The sequence below is a fragment of the Rhizobium sp. P40RR-XXII genome, assembly GCF_012641405.1.
GTDB lineage: Bacteria > Pseudomonadota > Alphaproteobacteria > Rhizobiales > Rhizobiaceae > Rhizobium.
Genome location: NZ_JABAII010000002.1, coordinates 242,854 through 265,222, shown reverse-complemented (window position 1 = coordinate 265,222; position 22,369 = coordinate 242,854). Strand labels below are relative to the sequence as shown.

Below are 22,369 nucleotides of genomic sequence, written 5' to 3'. Positions count from 1 at the left end.
TCTTTACTTCCAGAGAAACCGCTTGGGATCGTAAGCATCCGCGCGGCCGACGGTGAGAGCCGATACGAGATCGGCCAGAGATAATAGATTGTGAACCGGACGGAATTCGTCAACATGCGGCAGCATCGCTTTTACGCCACGCGCCCGCGCCTCGAAACCCTCGAACCGCAAGAGCGGATTGAGCCAGATCATCCTCCGACAGGAGCGATGCAGGCGATCCATCTCTTGCGCGAGCAATTCAACGCCTTCGCGCTCCAGCCCGTCGGTGATCAAAAGCACGATCGCGCCCTGCCCCAGCACCCGCCGCGCCCATATCAGGTTGAACTCCTTCAGCGTCTCGCCGATCCGCGTTCCGCCAGACCAGTCACGCACCGCCGCCGCACATTCGTCGAGCGCCTGATCCGGGTCCTTGTGACGCATCGCCCGCGTCACGTTGGTCAGCCGCGTTCCGAACAGAAAAGTATGCACACGCCGCCGACGTTCGGTGAGCACATGCAGGAAATGCAGAAAGATACGGGTATATTGGCTCATCGAGCCTGAAATATCAGCCAGCACGACCAGCGGCGGCTGTAGTTCCCTCGATCTGCGGAAGCGCGGCAGGATCAGCGCTCCTCCCGTGCGCAGCGCGGAGCGCATCGTCGCACGCGGATCGACCTTGCCGGGGGTAAGAGATGCCTTGAAGCGGCGCGTACGCACGCGGTCCAGCGGCAATTGCAGCTTTTCAAGCTCCTTCTTGGCGACGGCAATCTCCGCCGCCGACATCTGCGCGAAATCCAGATGGCGCAGAACCTCGCTGCCGGAGCTGGTAAATCGCGCATCGATTTCGATGTTGGGTCTCTCGCGCTGCGGGCGCCGGTCGTTGCTGTCGTTAAGCAACGCGTCGCTTGCCCGGCTTTCGCCCGGCCTCGGCTTCTCCTTCTCCCGATGATCGGGGGCGACCGGCGACATCAACGCGATCATTTTCGCGACAAGATCGCGCGAGCGCCAGAACAGCCGGAATGCCTCGTCGAATACAGCCAGATCTTCATGCCGCTTGACGAAGATCGAGCACAAGGCAGCATGGAACTCCTCGCGGGAGCCGATGCCGATCGCTTCGACCGCCTCGATGGCATCGGCAATCGCCCCAGGGCCGATCTTCAGGCCGGCTTTGCGGAGCACCCGGCCGAACAGCACGATATTGTCGGCAAGACGCCCATCACCAGGCGGTGACGGCGCAACGACGATGCCATCCTGCGCGCCCGGTTCCATGGTTCATCCCGCCGCAAGCAGTTCGGATTTCACCTCGTCCAGCACACGCTTGCCCTCGGCGCCCTGGATGCGGGCGATATCGTCCTGATATTTCAGCAGCGTCCCAAGCGTGTCCGAAACGGTCTCCGGATCGAGCGCCAGCCGATCGAGTTCGGTCAAGGCGGTCGCCCAGTCGATCGTCTCGGCGACGCCCGGATTCTTGAAGAGGTCGAGCGTGCGCAGCTTTTGCACATAGCCGACGATCTGGCGCGACAGCGTTTCGTTACAATCAGGCACCTTGCGGCGAATGATTTCGAGCTCCTGCTCAGCCCCAGGATAATCGACCCAATGATAGAGGCAGCGCCGTTTCAGGGCATCATGCACTTCGCGCGTACGGTTCGTGGTGATGATGACGATGGGCGGTTCGGCGGCTCGGATCGTCCCGAGTTCCGGCACCGTCACCTGAAAATCGGACAGCACTTCCAGCAGGAACGCCTCGAACGCCTCGTCTGTCCGATCCAGTTCGTCGATCAGGAACACCGGCGCGCGTCCGCAGACACCCGAAAGCGCCTGCAGCACCGGCCGGCGAATAAGGTAGCGCTCGGAGAAGATATCGGCCTCGATGCGGCCGCGATCGGTGAGACCGGATGCTTCCGCGAGACGGATTTCCAGCATCTGCGCCGGATAGTTCCATTCATAGACGGCCGAGGAAACATCCAGTCCCTCATAGCATTGCAGGCGGATCAGCGGCCGGTCGAGCGCCTTTGACAGGACCTTGGCGATTTCGGTCTTGCCGACGCCAGCCTCGCCCTCGAGAAAGAGCGGCCGCTTCATCTTCAATGCAAGAAACAGGACCGTGCCAAGGGCGCGTCCGGCCAGATAGTCGTGGGCGCCGAGCAGCGCCATCGTTTCATCGATGGAACCCGGTAGCGAAGGTAATCTCTGATCCGCCATGATAACTCCCTTGAAGGGGTTATAGCGTGTGATAGCCCCGGTTCATATAGAGCAATGCCGGCTTTGGCTCGCTGTAGCGTATGGCCATCACCTCGCCGAAGATGATGTTGTGCGTGGAGGCCTGCTTGATCTCGATCACGCGGCAATCGAAAGCGGCCAGCGCGTCGGCAAGCACAGGCGCGCCTGTCACCAGCGTCTCGAATTTGCCGGTTGCAAAGCGCTCGTCGGTGGTCAGTTGCGTCTTCCCGGAAAAGGCGTCGGCCAGAGACTGGTGATCGGCACCAAGCGTATTCAGGGCAAAAATGCCGCTATTGAAGAAGATCTCGTTTTTGGCGTTGCTGTTGTTGACGCAGATGAGAACCGTCGCAGGGCTGTCCGACACCGAGCAGGCAGCCGTGATCGTCACGCCACGCCGCTCCGCGCCGAGCGCCGTCGTCACCAGCTGCACATGCCCCGCATAGCGGCTCATGGCATCTCGATAAAGCGCCGGATCCATACGCTGCCTGTCTAGCATCACCGTCTCCATATTCCTGTGATACCTTATCTTCCGCTCAATATGGCGGCCAGATGTTAGCTTTTCTACAATAGCGCCATTGAAAACAGAGCGATTTTGTTGCTTTTTCTTTGACGATGCCCATCAGGCGGATAAATAGAGCAGAAAATTGTCCAGGATAATCCATCGATGAACCTTCTGCGTCGCCTTCCGCTTCTTTTCGCGCTGCTTTCGGCGGCCGGCAGCAGCTACGCCGCAGGAATCCATATCGGCGTCGTGGCACCGCAGGGCGGCAATTTCGCAACGCTGGGCGCCGAGATCACCACTGGGGCCAATTTCGAAATTCAGGCCCAAAAGGATGCGGCGACCGTCATCGACGAACCCTGTACAGAGGACGGCGGGCGTGCTGCCGCCGAGGCATTGATCGCCGCCAAGGCGCAGATCGCGATCGGCTTCCTGTGCACGGAAACATTGGAAGGCGCGCTTCCGCGCCTCAAGGACGCCGGTATCCCGGCTGTCACCGTTTCCGTTCGTTCCCGCATTTTAATGGAGGATGCGCTGAAGAACGGCTGGCCGCTGTTCCGCCTTGCCCCCGTGGATAGCGCCGAGGCCGCCGTCGCGATCAATACCATTCTGAAAAACTGGGCGGCCGAACCGATGGCGCTGATCGACGACGGCACGATCCACGGCCGCGAACTGGTGGGCGCGATCCGCAACGCACTCGAGGAAAAGGGGCTGAAACCGGTTTTCACTGATACCTATCGCCCCGGCCAGGATCAGCAGATAGCTCTTGTCCGTCGCTTGAAGAAAGCCGGTGCCACACATGTCTTCATTGGCGGTGACCGCAGCGATGTCGCTGTCATCGCGCGCGACGCCAAGAGCGAAAACATTCCGCTGGCCCTAATGGGTGGCGACGCGATGCGTGCTGCCGATACGCCCGTGCCTTTGCTGGAAGGCGTGCAGGCGATTGCGCTGCCCGACTATGCAAGTCTGCCGGCAGCGCAACAGACGATCCAGGCGATGCGCGCCGGCGGCATCGAACCGGACGGTTATATCCTGCCGGCAGCCGCCGCGGCGCAGATCGCCAGCCAGGCAGCCGAAGGTGCGAAGGCGGAAAACAAGCCCGTTACCGATAAGTTCGTCGGCACGGCATTCCAGACGGCAATCGGCCCGATCTCCTTCGGGCAGAACCACGAAGTGACAGAAAACCCCTATCGCTTGCTGGAATGGCGCGGCAATGCTTTCGTGCCGGTGACGACGCCATCGAACTGAAGCGATCCGTTCGGGCGGTTGTTTGCCCACGAGAGCGGTGCTAATCCAGACGCGAAAAATCAGTTGGAGCTTAGCCACCCATGACCTTGCCGATCCGTATCGCCCCCTCCATTCTCGCTGCCGACTTCGCCAAGCTCGGACAGGAAGTCAAGGATGTGACCGAAGCCGGAGCCGACTGGATCCATCTCGACGTCATGGACGGGCATTTCGTGCCGAACATCTCCTTCGGCGCCGATGTCATCAAGGCGCTGCGCCCCTATACGACCGCGACTTTCGACTGCCATCTGATGATCTCGCCCGCCGATCCCTATCTGGAAGCCTTCGCCAAGGCCGGCTGCGACCGCATCACCGTTCATGCCGAAGCCGGCGTGCATCTGCACCGTTCGCTGCAGACGATCCGTCATCTCGGCAAGAAGGTCGGCGTCACCCTCAATCCGGCAACACCGCTTTCCGTGCTCGAAAACGTGCTCGACGATATCGACCTGATCCTGATCATGTCGGTCAATCCCGGCTTCGGCGGCCAGAAGTTCATTCCCGCCATGGCCGACAAGATCCGCAACGCCAAGTCACTGATCGGTGATCGCCCGATCGAACTCGAAGTCGATGGTGGCGTCTCGGTCGACACCGCGCCTCTCATCACCGCTTCCGGCGCCAACGTGCTCGTGGCCGGTTCGGCAATCTTCAAGGGCGAATCGGTCGATGCCTATCGCCAGACCGTCGGCGATCTCCGCGCTGCCGCCGAACGAGGTCGCGTTGGATCAAACTAATCCGACCAATGCCATCATTGCGGCGGGCCGGACACGGACCGCCACATCGCGTTGCCTCGAAATTTTAAGCAATGCCGTCTGTTGGGGTGCGGCCATGGCCGCTTCGGCGCTCGCTGCCCTTTATTGGCGCAACGGCCTTCTGAGCAGTCATCTCGCGGCCCTTACCTTGGTCTATTTCTTCGGCGGCGCCCTCGCCTGGCCCATTCTCGTGCCGCTCACCCAGCGCTTCACCCGCAGCCGACCGGTGAGCGCGCGCTTCGCCGCTTTCTTTTTGATGCTCTCCATCGGCACCGCGGCCATGACGGCGTTTCTCTTCTCCATGGACTATCGCTGGTTCTATTCGCGTTGGCATGCGCCATTCGGCTCGCTCATCTGGACATTCCAGCTCCTGTACACCGGCGCCAGCGCCGTCTACCAGTTCGCGATTCTCGGCTTATCCCTGTTTCTGCCGTTCGGCCTGCTATGCCTGATCGCCGTTTCCGCCTATCTTGCGCGACGGACGCATTGAGGCGTACGAAGGATTGGCCCAACAAACATTGTGCCAAGAAACATTGTGATTGCCGTCCGTCTTTGTTATGGGGGCGCCGAGGTTTCCTTTCCCATTAGCCAAGAAAGCTTTGAGCCCATGATCCCGCGCTACTCCCGACCGGAAATGGTCGCCATCTGGTCGCCCGAAACCAAATTCCGTATCTGGTTCGAGATCGAGGCCCATGCCTGTGATGCGCTTGCAGCTCTCGGCGTTATCCCGAAGTCGGCGGCCGACACCATATGGGAAAAGGGTGGCAAGGCCACCTTCGACGTCGACCGCATCGATGAGATCGAGGCTGTCACCAAGCACGACGTCATCGCCTTCCTGACACATCTTGCCGAAATCGTCGGACCGGACGCCCGTTTCGTGCATCAGGGCATGACCTCCTCCGACGTGCTCGACACTTGCTTCAACGTTCAGCTCGTGCGCGCCAGCGACCTGCTGCTCGCCGATATCGACAAGCTTCTGGAAGCCCTGAAGCGCCGCGCCTTCGAGCATAAGGATACTGTCACCATCGGCCGCTCGCATGGCATTCATGCAGAGCCGACAACCTTCGGCGTCAAGCTGGCGCTCGCCTATGCCGAATTCGAGCGCTGCAAGCAGCGCCTGATCGCGGCTCGCGAGGAAGTCGCCACCTGCGCCATCTCCGGCGCCGTCGGCACTTTCGCCAATATCGATCCGCGTGTTGAGGAACATGTCGCCGCCGCCCTCGGCCTGAAGCCGGAGCCGGTCTCAACGCAGGTCATTCCGCGCGATCGCCACGCGATGTTCTTCGCGACGCTCGGCGTCGTCGCCTCGTCGATCGAGCGTCTCGCCACCGAGATCCGCCATCTGCAGCGCACGGAAGTCCTGGAAGCGGAGGAATATTTCTCTCCGGGCCAGAAGGGCTCGTCCGCCATGCCGCACAAGCGCAATCCGGTATTGACGGAAAACCTGACGGGTCTTGCCCGCATGGTCCGCTCCTACGCCATGCCTGCCATGGAAAACGTCGCCCTCTGGCACGAGCGCGATATTTCCCATTCGTCCGTCGAGCGCATGATCGGGCCGGATGCGACCGTCACGCTCGATTTCGCGCTGTCCCGCCTGACCACCGTCATCGATAAGCTGCTTGTTTACCCGGAAAATATGATGAACAATTTGAACAAGTTCCGCGGGCTTGTTCATTCACAGCGCGTGCTGCTGGCCCTCACCCAAGCCGGCGTCTCACGCGAGGATTCCTATCGCCTCGTACAGCGCAATGCGATGAAGGTCTGGGAACAGGGCAAGGATTTCCTCGAAGAGCTGCTCGCCGACCAGGAGGTGCGCGCAGCGCTTTCCGAAGAGAACGTCCGCGAGAAATTCGACCTCGGCTACCACACCAAGCATGTAGACACGATCTTCAAGCGGGTTTTCGGCTAGGCCCGAACCGATCTATCGATCTGATTTTGAAGGAGCGGCGCGGAAACGCGCCGCTCCTTCTGTCTTGCGGATAAGATCCGACCATCAAGCTTTCGGAGGGTCTTCAACGGCCCGATATCACGGAAAGCGGCGCGCGGCTGGCACGACCGTTACGTGATCCCGAAGCAAGAGGAGCGTTAAGCGGCCGGGAGCCATGGCTCGGCGCGTCTACGTTTCGCTTCTGATTTTCCGATGGATCGATCTTTGCGGTGATGCTCTTTCGCTGTTGCCGTCGCGTCTGGCCGCCTTCTCCACCAGACGGTCGAGATGCTGCAAATCCTCCTCGTCCAGGTTCTCGATGCCGATGAAGCGGTTCTCCGCGGCACTGGTCAGGATGAGCTCGTTGAGCTTGGCCTGGATGGCACGCGTGTCGCGCGTCTGCGCGTTCTGCAACAGGAAGACCATCAGGAAAGTGATGATCGTCGTGCCTGTGTTTATGACGAGCTGCCAGGTCTCGGAAAAGCCGAAGATCGGCCCGGTCAAGCCCCAGACGACGACTGACAGCAGCGCCAGTATGAAAACGACCGGTTTTCCCGCCCCTTCTGAAACCACCGTGGCGAAACGAGCGAAGATATGTTTGAGCCTTGCCATAAACCTCATCCTCGGCTGACCCCGTCTATCCCTCGAATTTATTCCAATTCGCGAGACGGCGGCAGATCAACGCTGCAAGGTCACGCTGGTTCCCGCCAAACAGGCGGGAACCATGACAAGCCGGCGTCTAGTGAGCCTCGACCGGCACCACCAGCTTGCGATAGAGATGCCATGTGGCGTGACCGAGTATGGGCATGATCACGGCCAGCCCCGCAAAGATCGGAATCGTGCCGATCACCAACAATGCCGCCACGGTCAGGCCCCAGACCGCCACCGGTATCGGATTGATCAGCGTCGCCCGGATGCTGGCGTCGATCGCCGCCACAACGCCGACATCGCGGTCCAGCAGCAGCGGGAAGGTAACGACCGTGGTCGCCAGCACGACAAGCGCAAAGATGAAGCCGAGGAGATTGCCCCAGAACATCATCGAAAGGCCTTCGGGCGTCGTCAGGATACTCGACACGAAGGACGTGAGCTTCGGCGGCGCACCATCACCGAAATAGATGAAGTAGAGATTCTGCGCCACGAAGAGCCAGACGATGAAAAGGCCGAACAGCATGAGGCCGGCGACGATGATCGACGGCAAGGCTGGCGAGAAACGGACCTCGAAAGCATGGCTCCATGACGTATCCAGCCCCTTCTCCCGCCGTCGGCTGATCTCGTAAAGGCCGATTGCCGCGATGGGACCCAGCAGCGCAAAGCCCGACATCAATGGAAACAGCAGCGGCAGCAGGTTCTGATCCGTGCTCCAGATCGCAAGCGCAATGCCTGCAATCGGATACATCAGGCATAGGAACACGTAATGCGATGGCTTTTCGCTGAAGTCGTCCAGCCCCAATTTCAGGGCATCGACGAGGTCAGCAATGCCGATCTTGCGGATGGCGGGGCGGGTAAATGTGTGGTCCGCTCCTGCCATGACGTGAAAGGCCGTCATAATGCTCTCCTCCTCAACCTCGATGTGCTCGGCTGGCGGCGCAAGATGGCGGCAAAATGGCTGCCGACATCCTCATTCGCTACCGGCAGCGGCGATATTAGCAAATTTTGCCGCAATTGTCGCCTTTCTCACTTGACAGTTGGGCTCCCCTTTTCCACATCGGCGCAATCATGAAAGCCTCCGACGCAAACATTCTCATCATTCCCGGCTATACGAATTCCGGCCCTGACCACTGGCAGACGCGCTGGGAGCAGAAGCTCTCGACCGCGCAGCGCGTGGAACAGGCGGAATGGTCGAAGCCGGTGCTCGATGACTGGGTCGCCCGCATTGCCGAGGAAGTGAACGCTTCGGATAAGCCCGTGGTGCTCGTCGCGCATTCGCTCGGCGTCCCCTCGGCGATCCATGCGATTCCGCATTTCCGCAACAAGGTTGCCGGCGCCTTCTTCGTGGCGCCGCCCGATGTCGCCAATCCGGATATCCGGCCGAAGCATCTGATGACCTTCGGCCCCTATCCTCGCGATCCCCTGCCGTTTCCGTCCGTCACCATCGCAAGCCGCAACGATCCCTTCGGCAGCTACGAGCATGCGGATGATGTTGCCAACAGCTGGGGCTCCCTGCTGATCGATGCCGGCGAAGCCGGCCACATCAATACCGAATCCGGCCACGGCCCCTGGCCCGAAGGCACGATGGTCTTCGCCAAGTTCCTGAGCCAGCTGAAGCCCTGATTGCGCCGGAAGCAACGGTGGTAGAAATACGCCTCGCCTCACTAGCCTGTGAAGTAGCGGGCACCTTCATTCCATCGTCAGAGAAAAGCCTGTAAAACAGGTTAGCAAAGGATCCCGATTCTCGGCATTGGCACCCCGTCAAGGCCGGAATTCCGAGGAAGGAGGCGCAGGCGGATTGTGAATTCGCTTCTTATCCGCTATGGGGACGCCCACATACGATCCACTTGCGCTATACCGTAAGCGCCAAAGACAGAGAACAACACCAATGAACCGTCGCCGCCGTATTTACGAGGGCAAGGCCAAGATCCTTTACGAAGGGCCTGAGCCGGGCACGCTGATCCAGTTCTTCAAGGACGACGCCACCGCCTTCAACAAGAAGAAGCACGAAGTCATCGATGGCAAGGGTGTTCTGAATAACCGCATCTGCGAGTATATTTTCAGCCATCTGAACAAGATCGGCATTCCCACGCACTTTATCCGCCGCCTCAACATGCGCGAGCAGCTGATCAAGGAAGTGGAGATGATTCCGCTCGAGATCGTCGTGCGCAACGTCGCCGCCGGCTCGCTCGCCAAGCGTCTCGGTATCGAGGAAGGCGTGGTGCTGCCGCGCTCGATCATCGAGTTTTATTACAAGTCCGATGCGCTCGAAGACCCGATGGTCTCCGAAGAGCACATCACGGCTTTCGGCTGGGCTAATCCGGCCGAGCTCGATGACATCATGGCGCTCGCCATCCGCGTCAACGACTTCATGACGGGCCTCTTTCTCGGCGTCGGCATCCAGCTCGTCGATTTCAAGATCGAATGCGGCCGCCTCTTCGAAGGCGACATGATGCGCATCATCCTCGCAGACGAAATCTCGCCGGACAGCTGCCGCCTCTGGGATATCGAAACCCACGAGAAGATGGACAAGGATCGCTTCCGCCGCGACTTGGGCGGTCTGCTGGAAGCCTATTCCGAAGTAGCGCGCCGCCTCGGCATCATCAATGAAAACGAACCCGTGCGTGGCACGGGGCCGGTTCTCGTCAAGTAAGCTCAGAAAGGACAATCGTGATCAAGGCTCGTGTAACCGTCACGCTGAAGAACGGCGTTCTCGATCCGCAGGGCAAGGCAATCGAAGGCGCGCTCGGCGCGCTCGGCTTTGACGGCGTCCATCAGGTCCGCCAGGGCAAGGTCTTCGATCTCGAGCTGGAAGGCACCGACAAGGGCAAGGCGGAAGCAGTCCTCAGAACCATGTGCGAAAAGCTTCTCGCCAATACCGTCATCGAGAACTTCAGCATTTCGATCGACTGATTGTCCTCTTTCGCGAGCCATCCTTCCTTTGCCGGAGGCAATGGGATATGGCTCACGAAGTACATTCCAGCGATTACTCTTCGCCTATTGCGGGACCAGCATCATGAAATCAGCAGTCGTCCAACTCCCCGGCCTCAATCGCGATCGCGACATGATCGCGGCGCTGACCAAGATCTCCGGCCATGCGCCTGTAACGGTCTGGCAGACCGAGACCGAGATCCCGGATGTCGACCTGATCGTCATTCCCGGCGGCTTCTCCTATGGCGATTATCTGCGCTGCGGCGCAATCGCCGCCCGTATGCCGATCATGCAGGCGATCAAGGACAAGGCCGACAAGGGCGTCAAGGTTTTGGGTGTCTGCAACGGTTTCCAGATCCTGCTCGAAGCCGGCATGCTGCCCGGTGCGCTGATGCGCAACGCCTCGCTGAAATTCGTCTGCCGCGAAGTGAAGCTGGAAGTCGTCAACGCCGAGACGGACTTCACGGCGGCTTATGCCAAGGGTCAGATCATCCGCAGCCCGGTCGCGCATCATGACGGCAACTATTTCGCCGACGCCGAGACGCTGAAGGCAATCGAAGGCAACGGCCAGGTGGTCTTCCGCTATGCGGAGGGCACCAACCCTAACGGCTCCGTCAACGATATCGCCGGCGTGATGAATGCCAAGGGCAATGTGCTCGGCATGATGCCGCATCCGGAAAATCTGATCGAGGCCGCCCATGGCGGTAGCGACGGCCGCGGATTGTTCGCCTCCGCGCTCGGTGTAGTCGCGGCCTGACACCAGGACGAGCCTATATCGAAATCATAAAATCGGCACCTTTGCATAAAACAGCAGGCGCCGAAACATGATCCGGCAGACTTCGGAAAAACAGCCTTAACCGCCTCATTGGAAAGAGATTGATGCGCCCTCGCCTCCTGACAGGACTTTATTCCGCCGCTGCCATTGCGACGCTTGGGCTGCTGGTCACGTCGTGCGGCCCGCGCCCGCCGGCCATCACCGCGATGGATCACAGCGCCCTGTCGACGATGGAACGCGTCATGCTCAATGCCAGCGCCTGCTGGTTCAAGTCGTCCGACCCGGCCTTTGCCGGTTATCAGCTCTCTCCGGAGCTCAACTCTTTCACCGGTCGCCCGCGCATTCTCGTGGTCGACAGGAAGCATCCGACCGGCCGGCCGTCTCTCGTCGTGCAAGCGGAAGGCAATCCCGCACAGCTGCAGGCTTTCGGTCCGATGATGTCAGGTGCCTCCGGCGGCCGCATCACGGGCGACGTCAATCGCTGGGCTGGGGGCTCGAAGGCCTGCAACTAGGCCGATGGCCTGAGGCCCGCTACGCGGTAATCCTGCTGCCGAGGCATGACGCGCGCCCTCAATCTCAGGGAGCATTGCCATGGACAGATTTGTCATTCTCTCGGGCTGCTCCGGCGGCGGCAAATCCACCTTGCTGGAGGCGCTCAAGCGTCGTGGCCATCACGTGGTCGAAGAGCCCGGGCGACGCATCGTCGTCGAGGAACTGGAAGGCGACGGTTCGGCTTTGCCCTGGGTCGATGCGCCGGCATTCGCGCGCCGGGCGATCGCCATGTCGCTCGTCGATCGCGAGGAAGCAGCGATAATTCCAGGTACCGTCTTCTTCGACAGGGGATTGATCGACGCCGCATCGGCGCTCGAGCATATGACGGGCGAGCCCGTGCTGGCTTCGCTCGGTCAATTGCATCGCTATAACAGCCATGTCTTCCTGACCCCGCCCTGGCCGGAAATCTATGTCGGCGACCGCGAACGACGGCATGATTTTGCAGCGGCGGTCGCGGAATATGAACGGCTGAGCGCCGTCTATCCCTCACTCGGCTATGACGTTCATCTCCTGCCGAAACTCGGCGTCGAGGAGCGCGCCGACTTCGTTCATTCCGTTATGGGATTCGAATAGACCGGCTACCCTTCACCCCCAGAAGAACGATTTCTTGGCTTCCGTCGCCGCCTCGTGGCGTGTCAGGCCGATGTCGCGCAGCTGGTCCTCCGTCAGATCTCGCAAGACCCAGCGGCTCTCGCGCTTCTCCAGCCAATGCAGATAAATTGCCCAAAGCCGACGCATCGCATGCGGCTTTGGCTGTGCCGCTCGGACTTTCAAGCCTGCCGAGGACGCGTCTCGCGCAGCGGTCGAGCAGATTGCATCTATTGTACTCATCTTCATTCTCACATGATGGTGACAATTCTTACGCATCGAGCCAAACGATGCAAATTGACTCATAAACTTGACTCCGTGACAGAGACAATCTAGGAAATTGTCATTATGACAAATTGGCTCCCTGACATTTCAAGCGGAACCGGCCCGGTCTACATCCGCGTCGCCGACAGTATCGAGAATGCGATCACGCATGGCGTTCTGCCGCCCGGCACCAAGTTGCCGCCGCAGCGCAACCTCGCCTATGACATTGGCGTTACCATCGGCACGGTAAGCAGGGCCTACGCCCTCGTGCACGAACGCGGTCTTGTAGCCGGCGAAGTCGGTCGCGGCACCTATGTGCTGGAACGCTCGAACGGCAAGCAGATCGAGCTCGTCGATCCGATCACGCAGGCGCTTGCCGGCACCCGCGGCCTGAATACGCCTGACGCGAAGATCCGCTTCGACACGACCGCCGCGCCCGACATCGGCCAGGGCGAAATCATCGGCAGGCTCTTTGCCGACATCAGCAGCGAGCATCAGACGGAAATTTCTTCCTATTCCCGGAATTTCCCGGCAAGCTGGTTTCAGGCGGGACAAATCTGGCTCGCCCGCAACGGCTGGCAGCCGGCAATCGATACAATCGTGCCGACGCTTGGCGCCCATGCCGCCGCCATTGCGGTCATATCGGCCGTCACCTCACCAGGCGACAAGATCGTCTTCGAGAACCTGACCTATACGCAGATCAGTCGCGCCGCGCGCCTCCTTGGGCGCCGTTCGATCCTGGTGGATTCGGATGAGCACGGCATGATTCCGGAGGATTTCGAGCGCCTCTGCCAGCAGCAGCATCCACGTCTCGCCTTCGTGATGCCGACGGCACACAATCCCACATTGGTGACAATGCCGGAATCCAGACGCCGGGCAATCGCCGCCATCGCCCGCCGGCACAGCGTCTGGCTGATCGAGGACGACCTCTATGGCGGCATGACCGGCGACCCAAATCCGCTCATGGCTGCCATCGCGCCGGAACGGACTTTCGTGGTCAGCAGCCTGTCGAAGTCGGTGACCGCGGGCGTGCGCGGCGGCTGGGTCGCCTGTCCGCCGCATTTTGCCCAGCGCATCAAGGTCACTCATAAGATGACGACCGGCGGCCTGCCCTTCATTCTGGCGGAAACCTGCGCCCGGCTCGTACTCGGAGGTCACGCACTGGAATTGCGCCGCAGGTCGGTCGAGGAGATCAAGGCGCGCGAACTGATCGCGCGCGAGGCGCTGGCGGGTTTCGAGTTCAACTCGCATCCACATCTGCCGTTCCTGTGGCTGAAGCTGCCCGAGCCCTGGCTTTCGGGCACATTCAAGAACGCCGCCCTCTCCGAAGGGGTGCTGATCGATGACGAAGACGAGTTCAAAGCAGCGCGAATCGAACGGGTTTTCCACAGGGTCCGCGTCGCCTTTTCCTCACCGCCACAGCGAGAAGATGTCGCGGCCGGCTTCATGATATTGCGCAGGTTGTTGGAAAACGGTTCATCGACATACGATAGTCACATTTAAGCAAGTCTTATCAATTTATCGACAGACATCTTGCGGAAATACTATTGCGTCGTCTCGACTCTTAGTACCCTACCATTCTATCAATAGGTCAGGATTCGCCCGCCACACCAGGGGGAGTGCATGGCTATTGCAGGCTATTTAAGCAAGCGTTTAGTTACGAGTTTTCTGGTAGTCAGTTCCATATTCATAGCAGGTCAGGCCATCGCCGCCGATGCGGTCGCGGTTGCCCCTCAAGCCAAGATTTTCGACGAGTTGCGCTTCGGCGCGAGCGGATCGGTTCAGAGCGGATACGATCACGAGAATGGCGTGTTTCCAGACGTGCAGGTGCTGTTCAATCCGTTCGGCTACAATCCGACCGCCGATTGGAAAGATCAGCTGACCCATCCGCGTATCCATCTGGGAACCTCGATCGGCACGGGCGGTTCGGCGACGCAGGTCTATGGCGGCCTTTCCTGGACGCTCACGCATAGCAACGGTATCTTCACGGAAGTCGGCTTCGGCGGAACGGTTCATACCGGCAATCTCGACGATTGGCAGGATCATGGCCCGATGCTTGGTTGTCGCCTGCTGTTCCACGAATATGCCGGCCTCGGCTATAATTTCGACAGCCATTGGAACGTGATGGCGCAAATCGCGCATGCGTCGCACGCCAATCTTTGCGATGGCCCCAATGGCGGCATGACGCGCGCGGGCGTCATGGTCGGCTACAAATTCTGATGATCGAGCGCGGCCGCCAATGGCTGCGCGCCTGACTTCTCCAGTATCAATGCCGGCGTGTTGTGAACGCCGGTGATTTTCCTGTCGCACGACGGGGAGACTTGCGCTAAAGAGACCCCGATCCCTGACCGGCCTTCAAACCTTTTACAGGCAAGGACACTCGAGCGCCCATGACCATTTCCAATTCGATCCAGATCACCCCCGAACTGATTGCCGCCCACGGCCTGAAGCCGGATGAGTATCAGCGCATTCTGGATTTGATCGGCCGCGAGCCTTCCTTCACCGAGCTCGGCATCTTTTCGGCCATGTGGAACGAGCACTGCTCGTACAAGTCCTCCAAGAAGTGGCTGCGCACCCTGCCGACCAAGGGGCCGCGCGTCATCCAGGGGCCGGGCGAGAATGCCGGCGTGGTCGATATCGATGATGGCGATTGCGTCGTCTTCAAGATGGAGAGCCACAACCATCCCTCTTACATCGAGCCCTATCAAGGTGCAGCCACAGGCGTCGGCGGCATCCTTCGCGACGTCTTCACCATGGGTGCACGCCCGGTCGCTGCCATGAACGCCCTGCGTTTCGGCGAACCGGATCATCCGAAGACCCGCCACCTCGTCTCGGGCGTCGTCGCCGGCGTCGGCGGCTATGGCAACTCCTTCGGCGTTCCGACCGTTGGCGGCGAAGTCGAGTTCGATGCGCGCTATAACGGTAATATCCTGGTCAACGCCTTTGCGGCCGGCCTTGCAAAATCCAATGCCATTTTCCTGTCGGAAGCCAAGGGCGTCGGCCTGCCGGTCGTCTATCTCGGCGCCAAGACCGGCCGTGACGGCGTCGGCGGCGCGACCATGGCTTCGGCTGAATTCGACGAATCGATCGAGGAAAAGCGCCCGACCGTTCAGGTCGGCGACCCCTTCACCGAAAAGTGCCTGCTGGAGGCCTGCCTGGAACTGATGCAGACGGGCGCCGTCATCGCCATCCAGGACATGGGTGCCGCCGGCCTCACCTGCTCCGCCGTCGAAATGGGCGCCAAGGGCGACCTCGGCATTGAGCTCGATCTCGACAAGGTGCCGGTACGCGAAGAGCAGATGACGGCCTATGAGATGATGCTGTCCGAGAGCCAGGAGCGCATGCTCATGGTGCTGCAGCCGGAAAAGGAAGCCGTCGCCAAGGCGATCTTCGTCAAGTGGGGTCTGGATTTCGCCATCGTCGGCAAGACGACCGACGATCTCCGCTTCCGCGTCATCCATCAGGGCGAGGAAGTCGCCAACCTGCCGATCAAGGATCTCGGCGATCAGGCTCCGGAATATGATCGCCCCTGGCGGGAATCCGATAAGCGCGCCGCCCTATCCGCCGATCTGGTGGCTGCCCCGGAAGATTACGGTCAGGCGCTGCTGACACTGGTCGGCTCGGCCAATCAGTCCAGCCGTCGCTGGGTCTACGAGCAGTATGACACCCTGATTCAGGGCAATTCGCTGCAGCTTCCAGGCGGCGACGCCGGTGTCGTTCGCGTCGAAGGTCATCCGACCAAGGCGCTGGCCTTCTCGTCCGACGTTACTCCGCGCTATGTCGAAGCCGATCCCTTCGAAGGCGGCAAGCAGGCCGTCGCCGAATGCTGGCGTAACATCACCACAACCGGCGCCGAACCGCTGGCCGCGACCGACAACCTGAATTTCGGCAATCCGGAAAAGCCCGAGATCATGGGTCAGTTGGTCGGCGCGATCAAAGGTATCGGCGAAGCGTGCCGCGCGCTGGATTTCCCGATCGTCTCGGGCAACGTCTCGCTCTACAACGAAACCAATGGCGTCGCGATCCTGCCGACCCCCACCATCGCCGGCGTCGGCCTGCTGCCGGACTGGAAAGCGATGGCCCGCATCGGCTCCGCTTCCGACGGCGACCGTGTGCTGATGATCGGTGTCGACGGCAGCCATCTAGGCTCCTCGATCTATCTGCGCGATATCATCGGCTCGGCCGATGGCCCGGCTCCGGAGGTCGATCTCTTTGCCGAGCGCCGCAACGGCGATTTCGTTCGCTCCGCCATCCGCAACGGCCAGGTTACGGCCTGCCACGACATCTCGTCGGGTGGCCTGGCGTTGGCGCTTGCCGAAATGGCGATGGCGTCCCGCAAGGGTCTGCGCATCGACCTCGCAGAATGCAAGACGCTGGCGCATGCAGCGCTTTTCGGTGAAGATCAGGCCCGCTATGTCATCGCCGTGCCGGCCGATGTCGCCGATTTCGTCTGCATCAATGCGGAAAGCGCCGGCGTGCCGTTCCGCCGCCTCGGAACCGTCGGCGGCGACGCGCTTGCCATCGATGGCCTGTTAACGCTTCCGGTTGAACAGTTGCGCGAGGCGCATGAATCGTGGTTTCCTGCCTTCATGGATGGCGGCTCGCTCGCCGCTGCTGAATAATCGAGGTACCACTCATGCCCATGAACCCCGGCGATATCGAAGACATGATCAAGGCCGGCATTCCCGGCGCCAAGGTGACGATTCGCGACCTGGCCGGGGATGGCGATCACTATGCCGCCGAAGTTGTCGCGGAAGCCTTCCGCGGCAAGAGCCGCGTGCAGCAGCACCAGATGGTCTATGATGCCCTGAAGGGCAATATGGGCGGCGTGCTGCACGCCCTCGCGCTGCAGACCTCAGCGCCCGATTAAGAGCGCCTGCGCTTCTTCGCCGGAGCTGAACGCCAGCTCCGGCAGTTTCTTCGAGGAAAACTCCGCGAAATCCGAGGCCGGCAGCGGACCGGCTGTCATCAGCGTGAAATCGAAGAAGGCTTTCGCATCGGGACCGAGCACATATTGCCGGTGAACCCGCAGGAAATCGCGCTTGATCTTCTTGTAATGCTTCTCCGACAGCATCTGCTTGAAGCGTACGAACAGGATCGACGCCTGCTCGGCATCCGGATGCCCGCAAACAGCGGCGACCTTCGCCTTATAGAAATGAATGGCGTCGGTCAGACAGTGGACGTCGAGCCAGAAAATCTCCTTGCAGCGCGCGATCAACCCGACACGCGAACGCAGCACGGATGCCGGCCGCATGAGGGCGCATTGCAGGATGGCGCTGCCAACCGTCATGAACACCACGCGCTTGCCCTGCAGCAGTTCCGGCTCCCGCTCGAGCAGCAGGCCGATCACATGAGTCGCGACGGACGAGCCCATGCTATGCGAGGAAATGACGATTTCATCGATTTCAGCCTCGTCCAGGGCCTGACGTACGCTGATCGCGCTCGCCTCCAGCCATTGTCTGGCGCCGAGCCCATTCAGTCCCGCCATCGCCAATGCCATTTCCCAGTCGGAGAAAAGATGCAGGGTATGCAGCTTCTCCGCCTGTGGCAGGAAGACATAGACGAAGAACGCAACAGCCAGCGCAATGCTGCCGATATGGCTCCAGGCCGGCAGCCCGAATACGAACGGCGTGAAGGCGATGGAAAGACTGATCAACAGCCCCGCAAGCATCAGCAGAAAGGGAAAGACAAAGAACAGGCCGAAACGCCAGGCGTGACGGAAATAGCCGACCATCCCGCCAGAAGCGGCAACCCGTGCGGCGGCAAGATATCCCTGCATGAGCCGCGTAAAGAACGGCCTGCCATTCAAGACCGAGACCAGATCGTTGTGATCGACGATATGAATGCGGCTCTGCGTGCGCCAATCCTCAGCCGTCGTGGTCACATCGAAATAGGGTGCCCGACCGAAATTCTTCAGCTCGTCGACGGAGACCGAAAAATCCCACACAGCAGCGCTTTGCCGCGCCGAACGCTCGTAGCGAGCCCGATGCGCCGCCGCATCCAACGGCTCGAAACCAGGGAAGTGGAGAACCACCCTCTTCTTGATATTATCCATATGGCAGTCTGTCCCTGGGCACACAAGCAGCATCGAAAACACTGGAAATCGCCAAAACCACGGGCTGCGGGCTTTTTCATGGCGACGCCCACAATTCATCTGAACATAAAAAGATTGAAATCAAGTGTTTACGATCGTGGTCGTCGGCGGAAAGGAAAATGCTCATAGGCGCCATCAGACTTGCCGCCGCACCACACGGTGACACGTCAGCATTCACGGCCGGGATAGGGAGAACTATCGGCACAGGGGTCCGCCGGCGGCGCGATCATGATTTTTTGGACGATGGGCGGCACCGTTGGTTGCGGCGTCGGAGCTGTCGATGCGCGGTAACCGAAAGCGATGCTCAAAACAAGCACGATGGCGCAAACGGTCACGGCGCTGTTCAGAATGGAAGCCCTTGGCGTGCGCACATGCTCATAATATTCCCGCTCGCCCTCGCTTGTTTCCTCCGAACTGTAAAATTCCCGCTCTTCACCAACCTGCCCGTCGGAATAGTGATGGTGGCTCATGGTGTCCGCTCCCTCAAAATACGAATGCAATGCCGACAAGGGACCGATACGCGCCAAATCGCATCAATCGACAAAACTCTAACAAACATACCGGCCGTTTGTAAATTAAGTAGCGGCCTAATATTAACTATCCCTTGCTTCGATTTTCATTTGTGTTGTTCAGGCACGGAGTTGAAGAGGCGTTTTCAAAACGCACTGTTCAGGAAAAATTGCCAATGAGCGGTTTCAGCCATCTTTCTTAACCGCTGATGCCGGAAATCCATTCATGCGATGAAAAAGGCGAAGCATACGTTTTGCCGCTGGAAATCGCGCCTGTCGCTTGCTATTTAAGGAACAGATTTAACGCTGCGGACCTTGACCCCGCATGTGAAAGGAACTGGACAATGAGCGGCATGCACGAATTCATCGACAACGAAGTCAAGAACAACGACGTCGTTCTTTTCATGAAGGGCACGCCCCAGTTCCCGCAGTGTGGCTTCTCCGGCCAGGTGGTCCAGATTCTCGATTATATCGGCGTCGACTATAAGGGCATCAATGTCCTTGCCGATGCCGAGATTCGTCAGGGCATCAAGGACTATTCCAACTGGCCGACCATTCCGCAGCTCTATGTAAAGGGCGAGTTCATCGGCGGCTGTGACATCGTACGCGAAATGTTCCAGGCCGGCGAGTTGCAGCAACACCTCCAGGAACACGGCATCAGCGTTCGCGGCGCCGCCTGACCGGGCACCGGGCTCCTCGTCCGGTTTCCATAGTTCAATTTGATCGAAAGGCGCTGCCACCGGGCGGCGCCTTGACATGTTTATGGGAATAAAACCGTGACGACTACATCCCAGGCTATGTCCCATGGGCAGCTGCCCATGGGCAAACGCGAGTTCATCGCACTCGCCGCCTTCCTGATGGCGATCAACTCGCTCGCGATCGACATCATGCTTCCCGCCTTGCAGCAGATCGGCTCCAGCCTCGGCGTGATGAACGAGAATCACCGCCAGTATGTGGTGACGGCCTATCTCATCGGCTTCGGCTCGGCACAGCTCATCTACGGTCCCCTGTCGGATCGCTTCGGTCGCCGCCTGCCCCTGCTGATCGGCATTACCGTCTACGTCATCTCCGCCTTCGGCATTGCCCTTATTCCGTCCTTTGCCGGCCTGCTTCTCCTTCGCTTCATCCAGGGTCTCGGATCGGCGGCGACACGTGTTATCACCATTTCGATCGTCCGCGATGTCTTCGGCGGTCGCCTGATGGCCGAGGTCATGTCGCTGATCATGATGGTCTTCATGATCGTGCCCGTCATCGCGCCCGGAAGCGGCCAGATCATCCTACTGATTAGCACCTGGCACATGATCTTCGTCTTCATCGGCACCATGGCAACGCTCGTGGGTCTCTGGATGTACTTCCGGCTTCCCGAAACGCTGAAGCCGGAAAACGTGCGGCCTCTGACGGTCAAATCCGTCGCGGCGGGTTTTCGCATCGTCCTGACGAACCGGGTGGCGCTCTGTTACACCCTTGCCAGCACGTTCCTGTTCGGGGCGCTGTTCGGCTTCATCAACTCGGCCCAGCAGATCTACAGCGGCATTTACAGGCTTGGCGTCTATACACCCGTCGCCTTTGGTGGCGTGGCGCTGTTCATGGCCTTGTCGTCCTTCATCAATTCGCAGCTCGTCGGCCGCTTCGGCATGCGGCGGCTGTCGCATGCGGCGCTGCTCGGCTTCTCCATCGTAACCTTCATCTGGATGATCGTGCAGCTTTACGGCCCAGCGCCGATGCCCTTCCCGCTCTTCATGATCTTTTTCGCGCTGGCGATGTTCCAGTTCGGCTGGATCGGCTCCAATTTCAACTCGCTCGCGATGGAGCCGCTCGGCCATGTCGCCGGAACCGCCTCCTCGGTGCTCGGCTTCATGAGCACGGTCGGCGGCGCGTCGATCGGCGCCGGCATCGGCCAGTATTTCAACGGCACGGCAACGCCGATGGTGATCGGCTATTTTACCGTCTCGCTGATCGGTTTGATGTTCGTGCTGATTGCCGAAAAGGGCCGCCTCTTCCGCCCGCACAACGCGCCGCCGCCAGCCGACCAGTCCCTCGCTTTGCATTGACAGGCATATTCAAATGACAACCGCGCCTCAGTCTCAATCGCCGGAACAGTCCGGCTCCAACCGCATCGGCCTCGGCATCGTGGAATTCATCCTCATGATCGCCCTGATGACGGCCAGCATCTCCATGGGCATCGACAGCATGCTGCCGGCGCTGCCGAACATCGGGCAATCGCTTCATGTTGCCAACCCGAATGACACGCAGCTCGTCATCGGCGTCTACTTTCTTGGCTTCGGCATCTGCCAGCTCTTCTTTGGCAGCCTGTCGGACACCTATGGCCGCCGGCACATCCTGCTCGGCGGCCTCGCCTTCTACACGGTGACGCTGTTTGCGGCGGCCTGGAGCGGCAATCTTTTCGCGCTGCTGGTCTTGCGCTTCGCCCAGGGTGTCGGCGCCGCGGCCGTGCGCATCACGACGCTTGCCATCGTGCGCGACTGCTTCGGCGGGCGCGAAATGGCGCGCGTCATGTCCTATGTCATGATCGTCTTCATGATCATGCCGATGGTTGCACCCTTTGTCGGCCAGATGATCGTTGCCTATTCAAACTGGCAATGGATCTTCATCCTGCTCGGCATCGCCAGCGCCGGCCTGTTCCTGGTCGGGTTCTTCCGCATGAAGGAAACGCTTCCCGCCGAGGAACGCCTGCCGCTTTCGGTCGCCTCCGTCCTCTCCGGCTTCAAAACCGTGCTGACCAACCGCATCACCTGCGGCTACATGATCGGCCTAACGCTCTATACCGGCGTCATCTGCGCCTACATTGTCTCGGTGCAGCAGGTTTTCGGCGAAGTCTACGGCCTTGGGGACACGTTTCCGATCGCCTTTGCGGCTACGGCAGCAGGTACCGCGGTAGCGCAGTTCGCCAATGGTTATTTTGTCCGCAGCTTCGGCATGCGCCGTATTTCTCATGCCGCCATGATCGTTTTCGCCGTCCTGGGCGCTATCGGCTACGTAGTCGGCATGTTCGGTCAGCCAAGCTTCACCTTCATCTATATCCTGATTTCCGTAATGCTGATGATGTTCGCCGTCATCACCACCAACTGCATGGCGATCAGCCTCGAGCCGATGGGACATCTGGCGGGCACGGCAGCCGCCATCACCAGCTCGATCTCCACGACGGTCGGCGTCCTGCTCGGCGGCATCGTCGGCCAGATGTTCGATGGCACCGCGCAGCCGCTGCTTGCCGGCTTCACGGTATTCGGTGTGCTGTCGATCTTGGCGACGTTGTGGGCGGAACGCGGCAAGCTCTTCACCCATCCCGGCGATACGCCGGCGCTGGAACCGGGCATGGGGCACGTCTGAAC

Annotated in this window: 25 protein-coding genes; 17 read left to right on the top strand and 8 right to left on the bottom strand. The window is 60.2% G+C overall.

Going from position 1 to position 22,369, the window contains the following annotated elements:
- Positions 1-3: 3 nt before the first annotated feature.
- The 3 genes from HGP16_RS04555 to HGP16_RS04545 are packed head-to-tail and all read right to left on the bottom strand — an operon-like array spanning position 4 to position 2,695.
- Positions 4-1,248 carry a vWA domain-containing protein gene (locus HGP16_RS04555; protein WP_168838830.1) on the bottom strand — a complete coding sequence of 415 codons (1,245 nt, stop codon included), beginning with the start codon at positions 1,246-1,248 and terminating at the stop codon, positions 4-6.
- 3 nt (positions 1,249-1,251) lie between these two features.
- Entirely contained in the window at positions 1,252-2,181 is a 930-nt protein-coding gene (locus HGP16_RS04550; protein WP_168838829.1) for a MoxR family ATPase, read from the bottom strand.
- A gap of 19 nt (positions 2,182-2,200) precedes the next feature.
- The gene (locus tag HGP16_RS04545) at positions 2,201-2,695 is read right to left on the bottom strand and encodes a flavin reductase family protein (protein ID WP_168838828.1); all 495 of its coding nucleotides are present in this window, start codon (positions 2,693-2,695) and stop codon (positions 2,201-2,203) included.
- 168 nt (positions 2,696-2,863) lie between these two features.
- Here HGP16_RS04545 and HGP16_RS04540 point away from each other — a divergent pair, with 168 nt between their 5' ends.
- The 4 genes from HGP16_RS04540 (at position 2,864) to purB (ending at position 6,640) form a co-directional block, all read left to right on the top strand.
- Positions 2,864-3,946, top strand: a complete 1,083-nt coding sequence (locus HGP16_RS04540) for an ABC transporter substrate-binding protein (protein ID WP_168838827.1) — start codon at positions 2,864-2,866, stop codon at positions 3,944-3,946.
- An 80-nt stretch (positions 3,947-4,026) separates the two neighbouring features.
- Positions 4,027-4,713 carry a ribulose-phosphate 3-epimerase gene (rpe, locus tag HGP16_RS04535; protein WP_168838826.1) on the top strand — a complete coding sequence of 229 codons (687 nt, stop codon included), beginning with the start codon at positions 4,027-4,029 and terminating at the stop codon, positions 4,711-4,713.
- A 16-nt stretch (positions 4,714-4,729) separates the two neighbouring features.
- The gene (locus HGP16_RS04530; protein WP_168839167.1) at positions 4,730-5,221 is read left to right on the top strand and encodes a hypothetical protein; all 492 of its coding nucleotides are present in this window, start codon (positions 4,730-4,732) and stop codon (positions 5,219-5,221) included.
- A 117-nt stretch (positions 5,222-5,338) separates the two neighbouring features.
- Positions 5,339-6,640 carry an adenylosuccinate lyase gene (purB, locus tag HGP16_RS04525; RefSeq protein ID WP_168838825.1) on the top strand — a complete coding sequence of 434 codons (1,302 nt, stop codon included), beginning with the start codon at positions 5,339-5,341 and terminating at the stop codon, positions 6,638-6,640.
- Between the two features lie 207 nt (positions 6,641-6,847).
- Here purB and HGP16_RS04520 read toward each other — a convergent pair whose 3' ends face one another.
- Complete coding sequence (locus HGP16_RS04520) at positions 6,848-7,270, bottom strand: low affinity iron permease family protein (protein ID WP_168838824.1); 423 nt, start codon at positions 7,268-7,270, stop codon at positions 6,848-6,850.
- 127 nt (positions 7,271-7,397) lie between these two features.
- Positions 7,398-8,204, bottom strand: coding sequence for a DUF2189 domain-containing protein (locus tag HGP16_RS04515; protein WP_168838823.1), 807 nt, complete (start codon positions 8,202-8,204; stop codon positions 7,398-7,400).
- Between the two features lie 170 nt (positions 8,205-8,374).
- Between HGP16_RS04515 and HGP16_RS04510 the strand changes: the two genes are divergently transcribed.
- The 6 genes from HGP16_RS04510 to HGP16_RS04485 all read left to right on the top strand — a co-directional run bounded on the left by HGP16_RS04510 (position 8,375) and on the right by HGP16_RS04485 (position 12,137).
- Positions 8,375-8,929, top strand: coding sequence for an alpha/beta hydrolase (locus HGP16_RS04510; RefSeq protein ID WP_168838822.1), 555 nt, complete (start codon positions 8,375-8,377; stop codon positions 8,927-8,929).
- 265 nt (positions 8,930-9,194) lie between these two features.
- Positions 9,195-9,959 carry a phosphoribosylaminoimidazolesuccinocarboxamide synthase gene (gene purC, locus HGP16_RS04505; protein WP_168838821.1) on the top strand — a complete coding sequence of 255 codons (765 nt, stop codon included), beginning with the start codon at positions 9,195-9,197 and terminating at the stop codon, positions 9,957-9,959.
- A 17-nt stretch (positions 9,960-9,976) separates the two neighbouring features.
- Positions 9,977-10,219, top strand: a complete 243-nt coding sequence (gene purS, locus HGP16_RS04500) for a phosphoribosylformylglycinamidine synthase subunit PurS (protein ID WP_168838820.1) — start codon at positions 9,977-9,979, stop codon at positions 10,217-10,219.
- Between the two features lie 103 nt (positions 10,220-10,322).
- Positions 10,323-10,994, top strand: a complete 672-nt coding sequence (gene purQ / locus HGP16_RS04495) for a phosphoribosylformylglycinamidine synthase subunit PurQ (RefSeq protein ID WP_168838819.1) — start codon at positions 10,323-10,325, stop codon at positions 10,992-10,994.
- A 122-nt stretch (positions 10,995-11,116) separates the two neighbouring features.
- The gene (locus HGP16_RS04490; RefSeq protein WP_168838818.1) at positions 11,117-11,524 is read left to right on the top strand and encodes a hypothetical protein; all 408 of its coding nucleotides are present in this window, start codon (positions 11,117-11,119) and stop codon (positions 11,522-11,524) included.
- Positions 11,525-11,603: 79 nt separating this feature from the next.
- Complete coding sequence (locus tag HGP16_RS04485; protein WP_168838817.1) at positions 11,604-12,137, top strand: AAA family ATPase; 534 nt, start codon at positions 11,604-11,606, stop codon at positions 12,135-12,137.
- 12 nt (positions 12,138-12,149) lie between these two features.
- Here the strand turns inward: HGP16_RS04485 and HGP16_RS04480 are convergent, their stop codons facing one another.
- Positions 12,150-12,395 (bottom strand): DUF1127 domain-containing protein, encoded by a 246-nt coding sequence (locus HGP16_RS04480; protein WP_168838816.1) that lies wholly within the window; start codon positions 12,393-12,395, stop codon positions 12,150-12,152.
- 105 nt (positions 12,396-12,500) lie between these two features.
- Between HGP16_RS04480 and HGP16_RS04475 the strand changes: the two genes are divergently transcribed.
- The 4 genes from HGP16_RS04475 to HGP16_RS04460 all read left to right on the top strand — a co-directional run bounded on the left by HGP16_RS04475 (position 12,501) and on the right by HGP16_RS04460 (position 17,286).
- Positions 12,501-13,919 (top strand): PLP-dependent aminotransferase family protein, encoded by a 1,419-nt coding sequence (locus tag HGP16_RS04475; protein ID WP_168838815.1) that lies wholly within the window; start codon positions 12,501-12,503, stop codon positions 13,917-13,919.
- A gap of 120 nt (positions 13,920-14,039) precedes the next feature.
- The gene (locus HGP16_RS04470; RefSeq protein ID WP_246703227.1) at positions 14,040-14,636 is read left to right on the top strand and encodes an acyloxyacyl hydrolase; all 597 of its coding nucleotides are present in this window, start codon (positions 14,040-14,042) and stop codon (positions 14,634-14,636) included.
- 170 nt (positions 14,637-14,806) lie between these two features.
- Positions 14,807-17,038 carry a phosphoribosylformylglycinamidine synthase subunit PurL gene (gene purL, locus HGP16_RS04465; RefSeq protein ID WP_168838814.1) on the top strand — a complete coding sequence of 744 codons (2,232 nt, stop codon included), beginning with the start codon at positions 14,807-14,809 and terminating at the stop codon, positions 17,036-17,038.
- 14 nt (positions 17,039-17,052) lie between these two features.
- Complete coding sequence (locus HGP16_RS04460; RefSeq protein WP_004108912.1) at positions 17,053-17,286, top strand: BolA family protein; 234 nt, start codon at positions 17,053-17,055, stop codon at positions 17,284-17,286.
- On the opposite strand, the gene HGP16_RS04455 is transcribed toward HGP16_RS04460, so the two are convergent.
- Together HGP16_RS04455 and HGP16_RS04450 are read right to left on the bottom strand one after the other, a co-directional pair.
- Positions 17,272-18,471, bottom strand: a complete 1,200-nt coding sequence (locus HGP16_RS04455; RefSeq protein ID WP_168838813.1) for a hypothetical protein — start codon at positions 18,469-18,471, stop codon at positions 17,272-17,274. The genes HGP16_RS04460 and HGP16_RS04455 overlap by 15 nt on opposite strands.
- A 206-nt stretch (positions 18,472-18,677) precedes the next feature.
- Entirely contained in the window at positions 18,678-18,980 is a 303-nt protein-coding gene (locus HGP16_RS04450) for a hypothetical protein (RefSeq protein ID WP_168838812.1), read from the bottom strand.
- A gap of 383 nt (positions 18,981-19,363) precedes the next feature.
- On the opposite strand from HGP16_RS04450, the gene grxD reads away from it, so the two are divergent.
- From grxD to HGP16_RS04435, 3 genes are all read left to right on the top strand, one after another.
- A complete protein-coding gene (gene grxD / locus HGP16_RS04445; RefSeq protein ID WP_168838811.1) occupies positions 19,364-19,699 on the top strand; it encodes a Grx4 family monothiol glutaredoxin in 336 nt (111 codons plus the stop codon).
- Between the two features lie 138 nt (positions 19,700-19,837).
- Positions 19,838-21,070, top strand: coding sequence for a multidrug effflux MFS transporter (locus HGP16_RS04440; protein WP_168839165.1), 1,233 nt, complete (start codon positions 19,838-19,840; stop codon positions 21,068-21,070).
- A gap of 13 nt (positions 21,071-21,083) precedes the next feature.
- Positions 21,084-22,367 carry a multidrug effflux MFS transporter gene (locus HGP16_RS04435; RefSeq protein WP_168838810.1) on the top strand — a complete coding sequence of 428 codons (1,284 nt, stop codon included), beginning with the start codon at positions 21,084-21,086 and terminating at the stop codon, positions 22,365-22,367.
- The last annotated feature ends 2 nt before the right edge of the window (positions 22,368-22,369 follow it).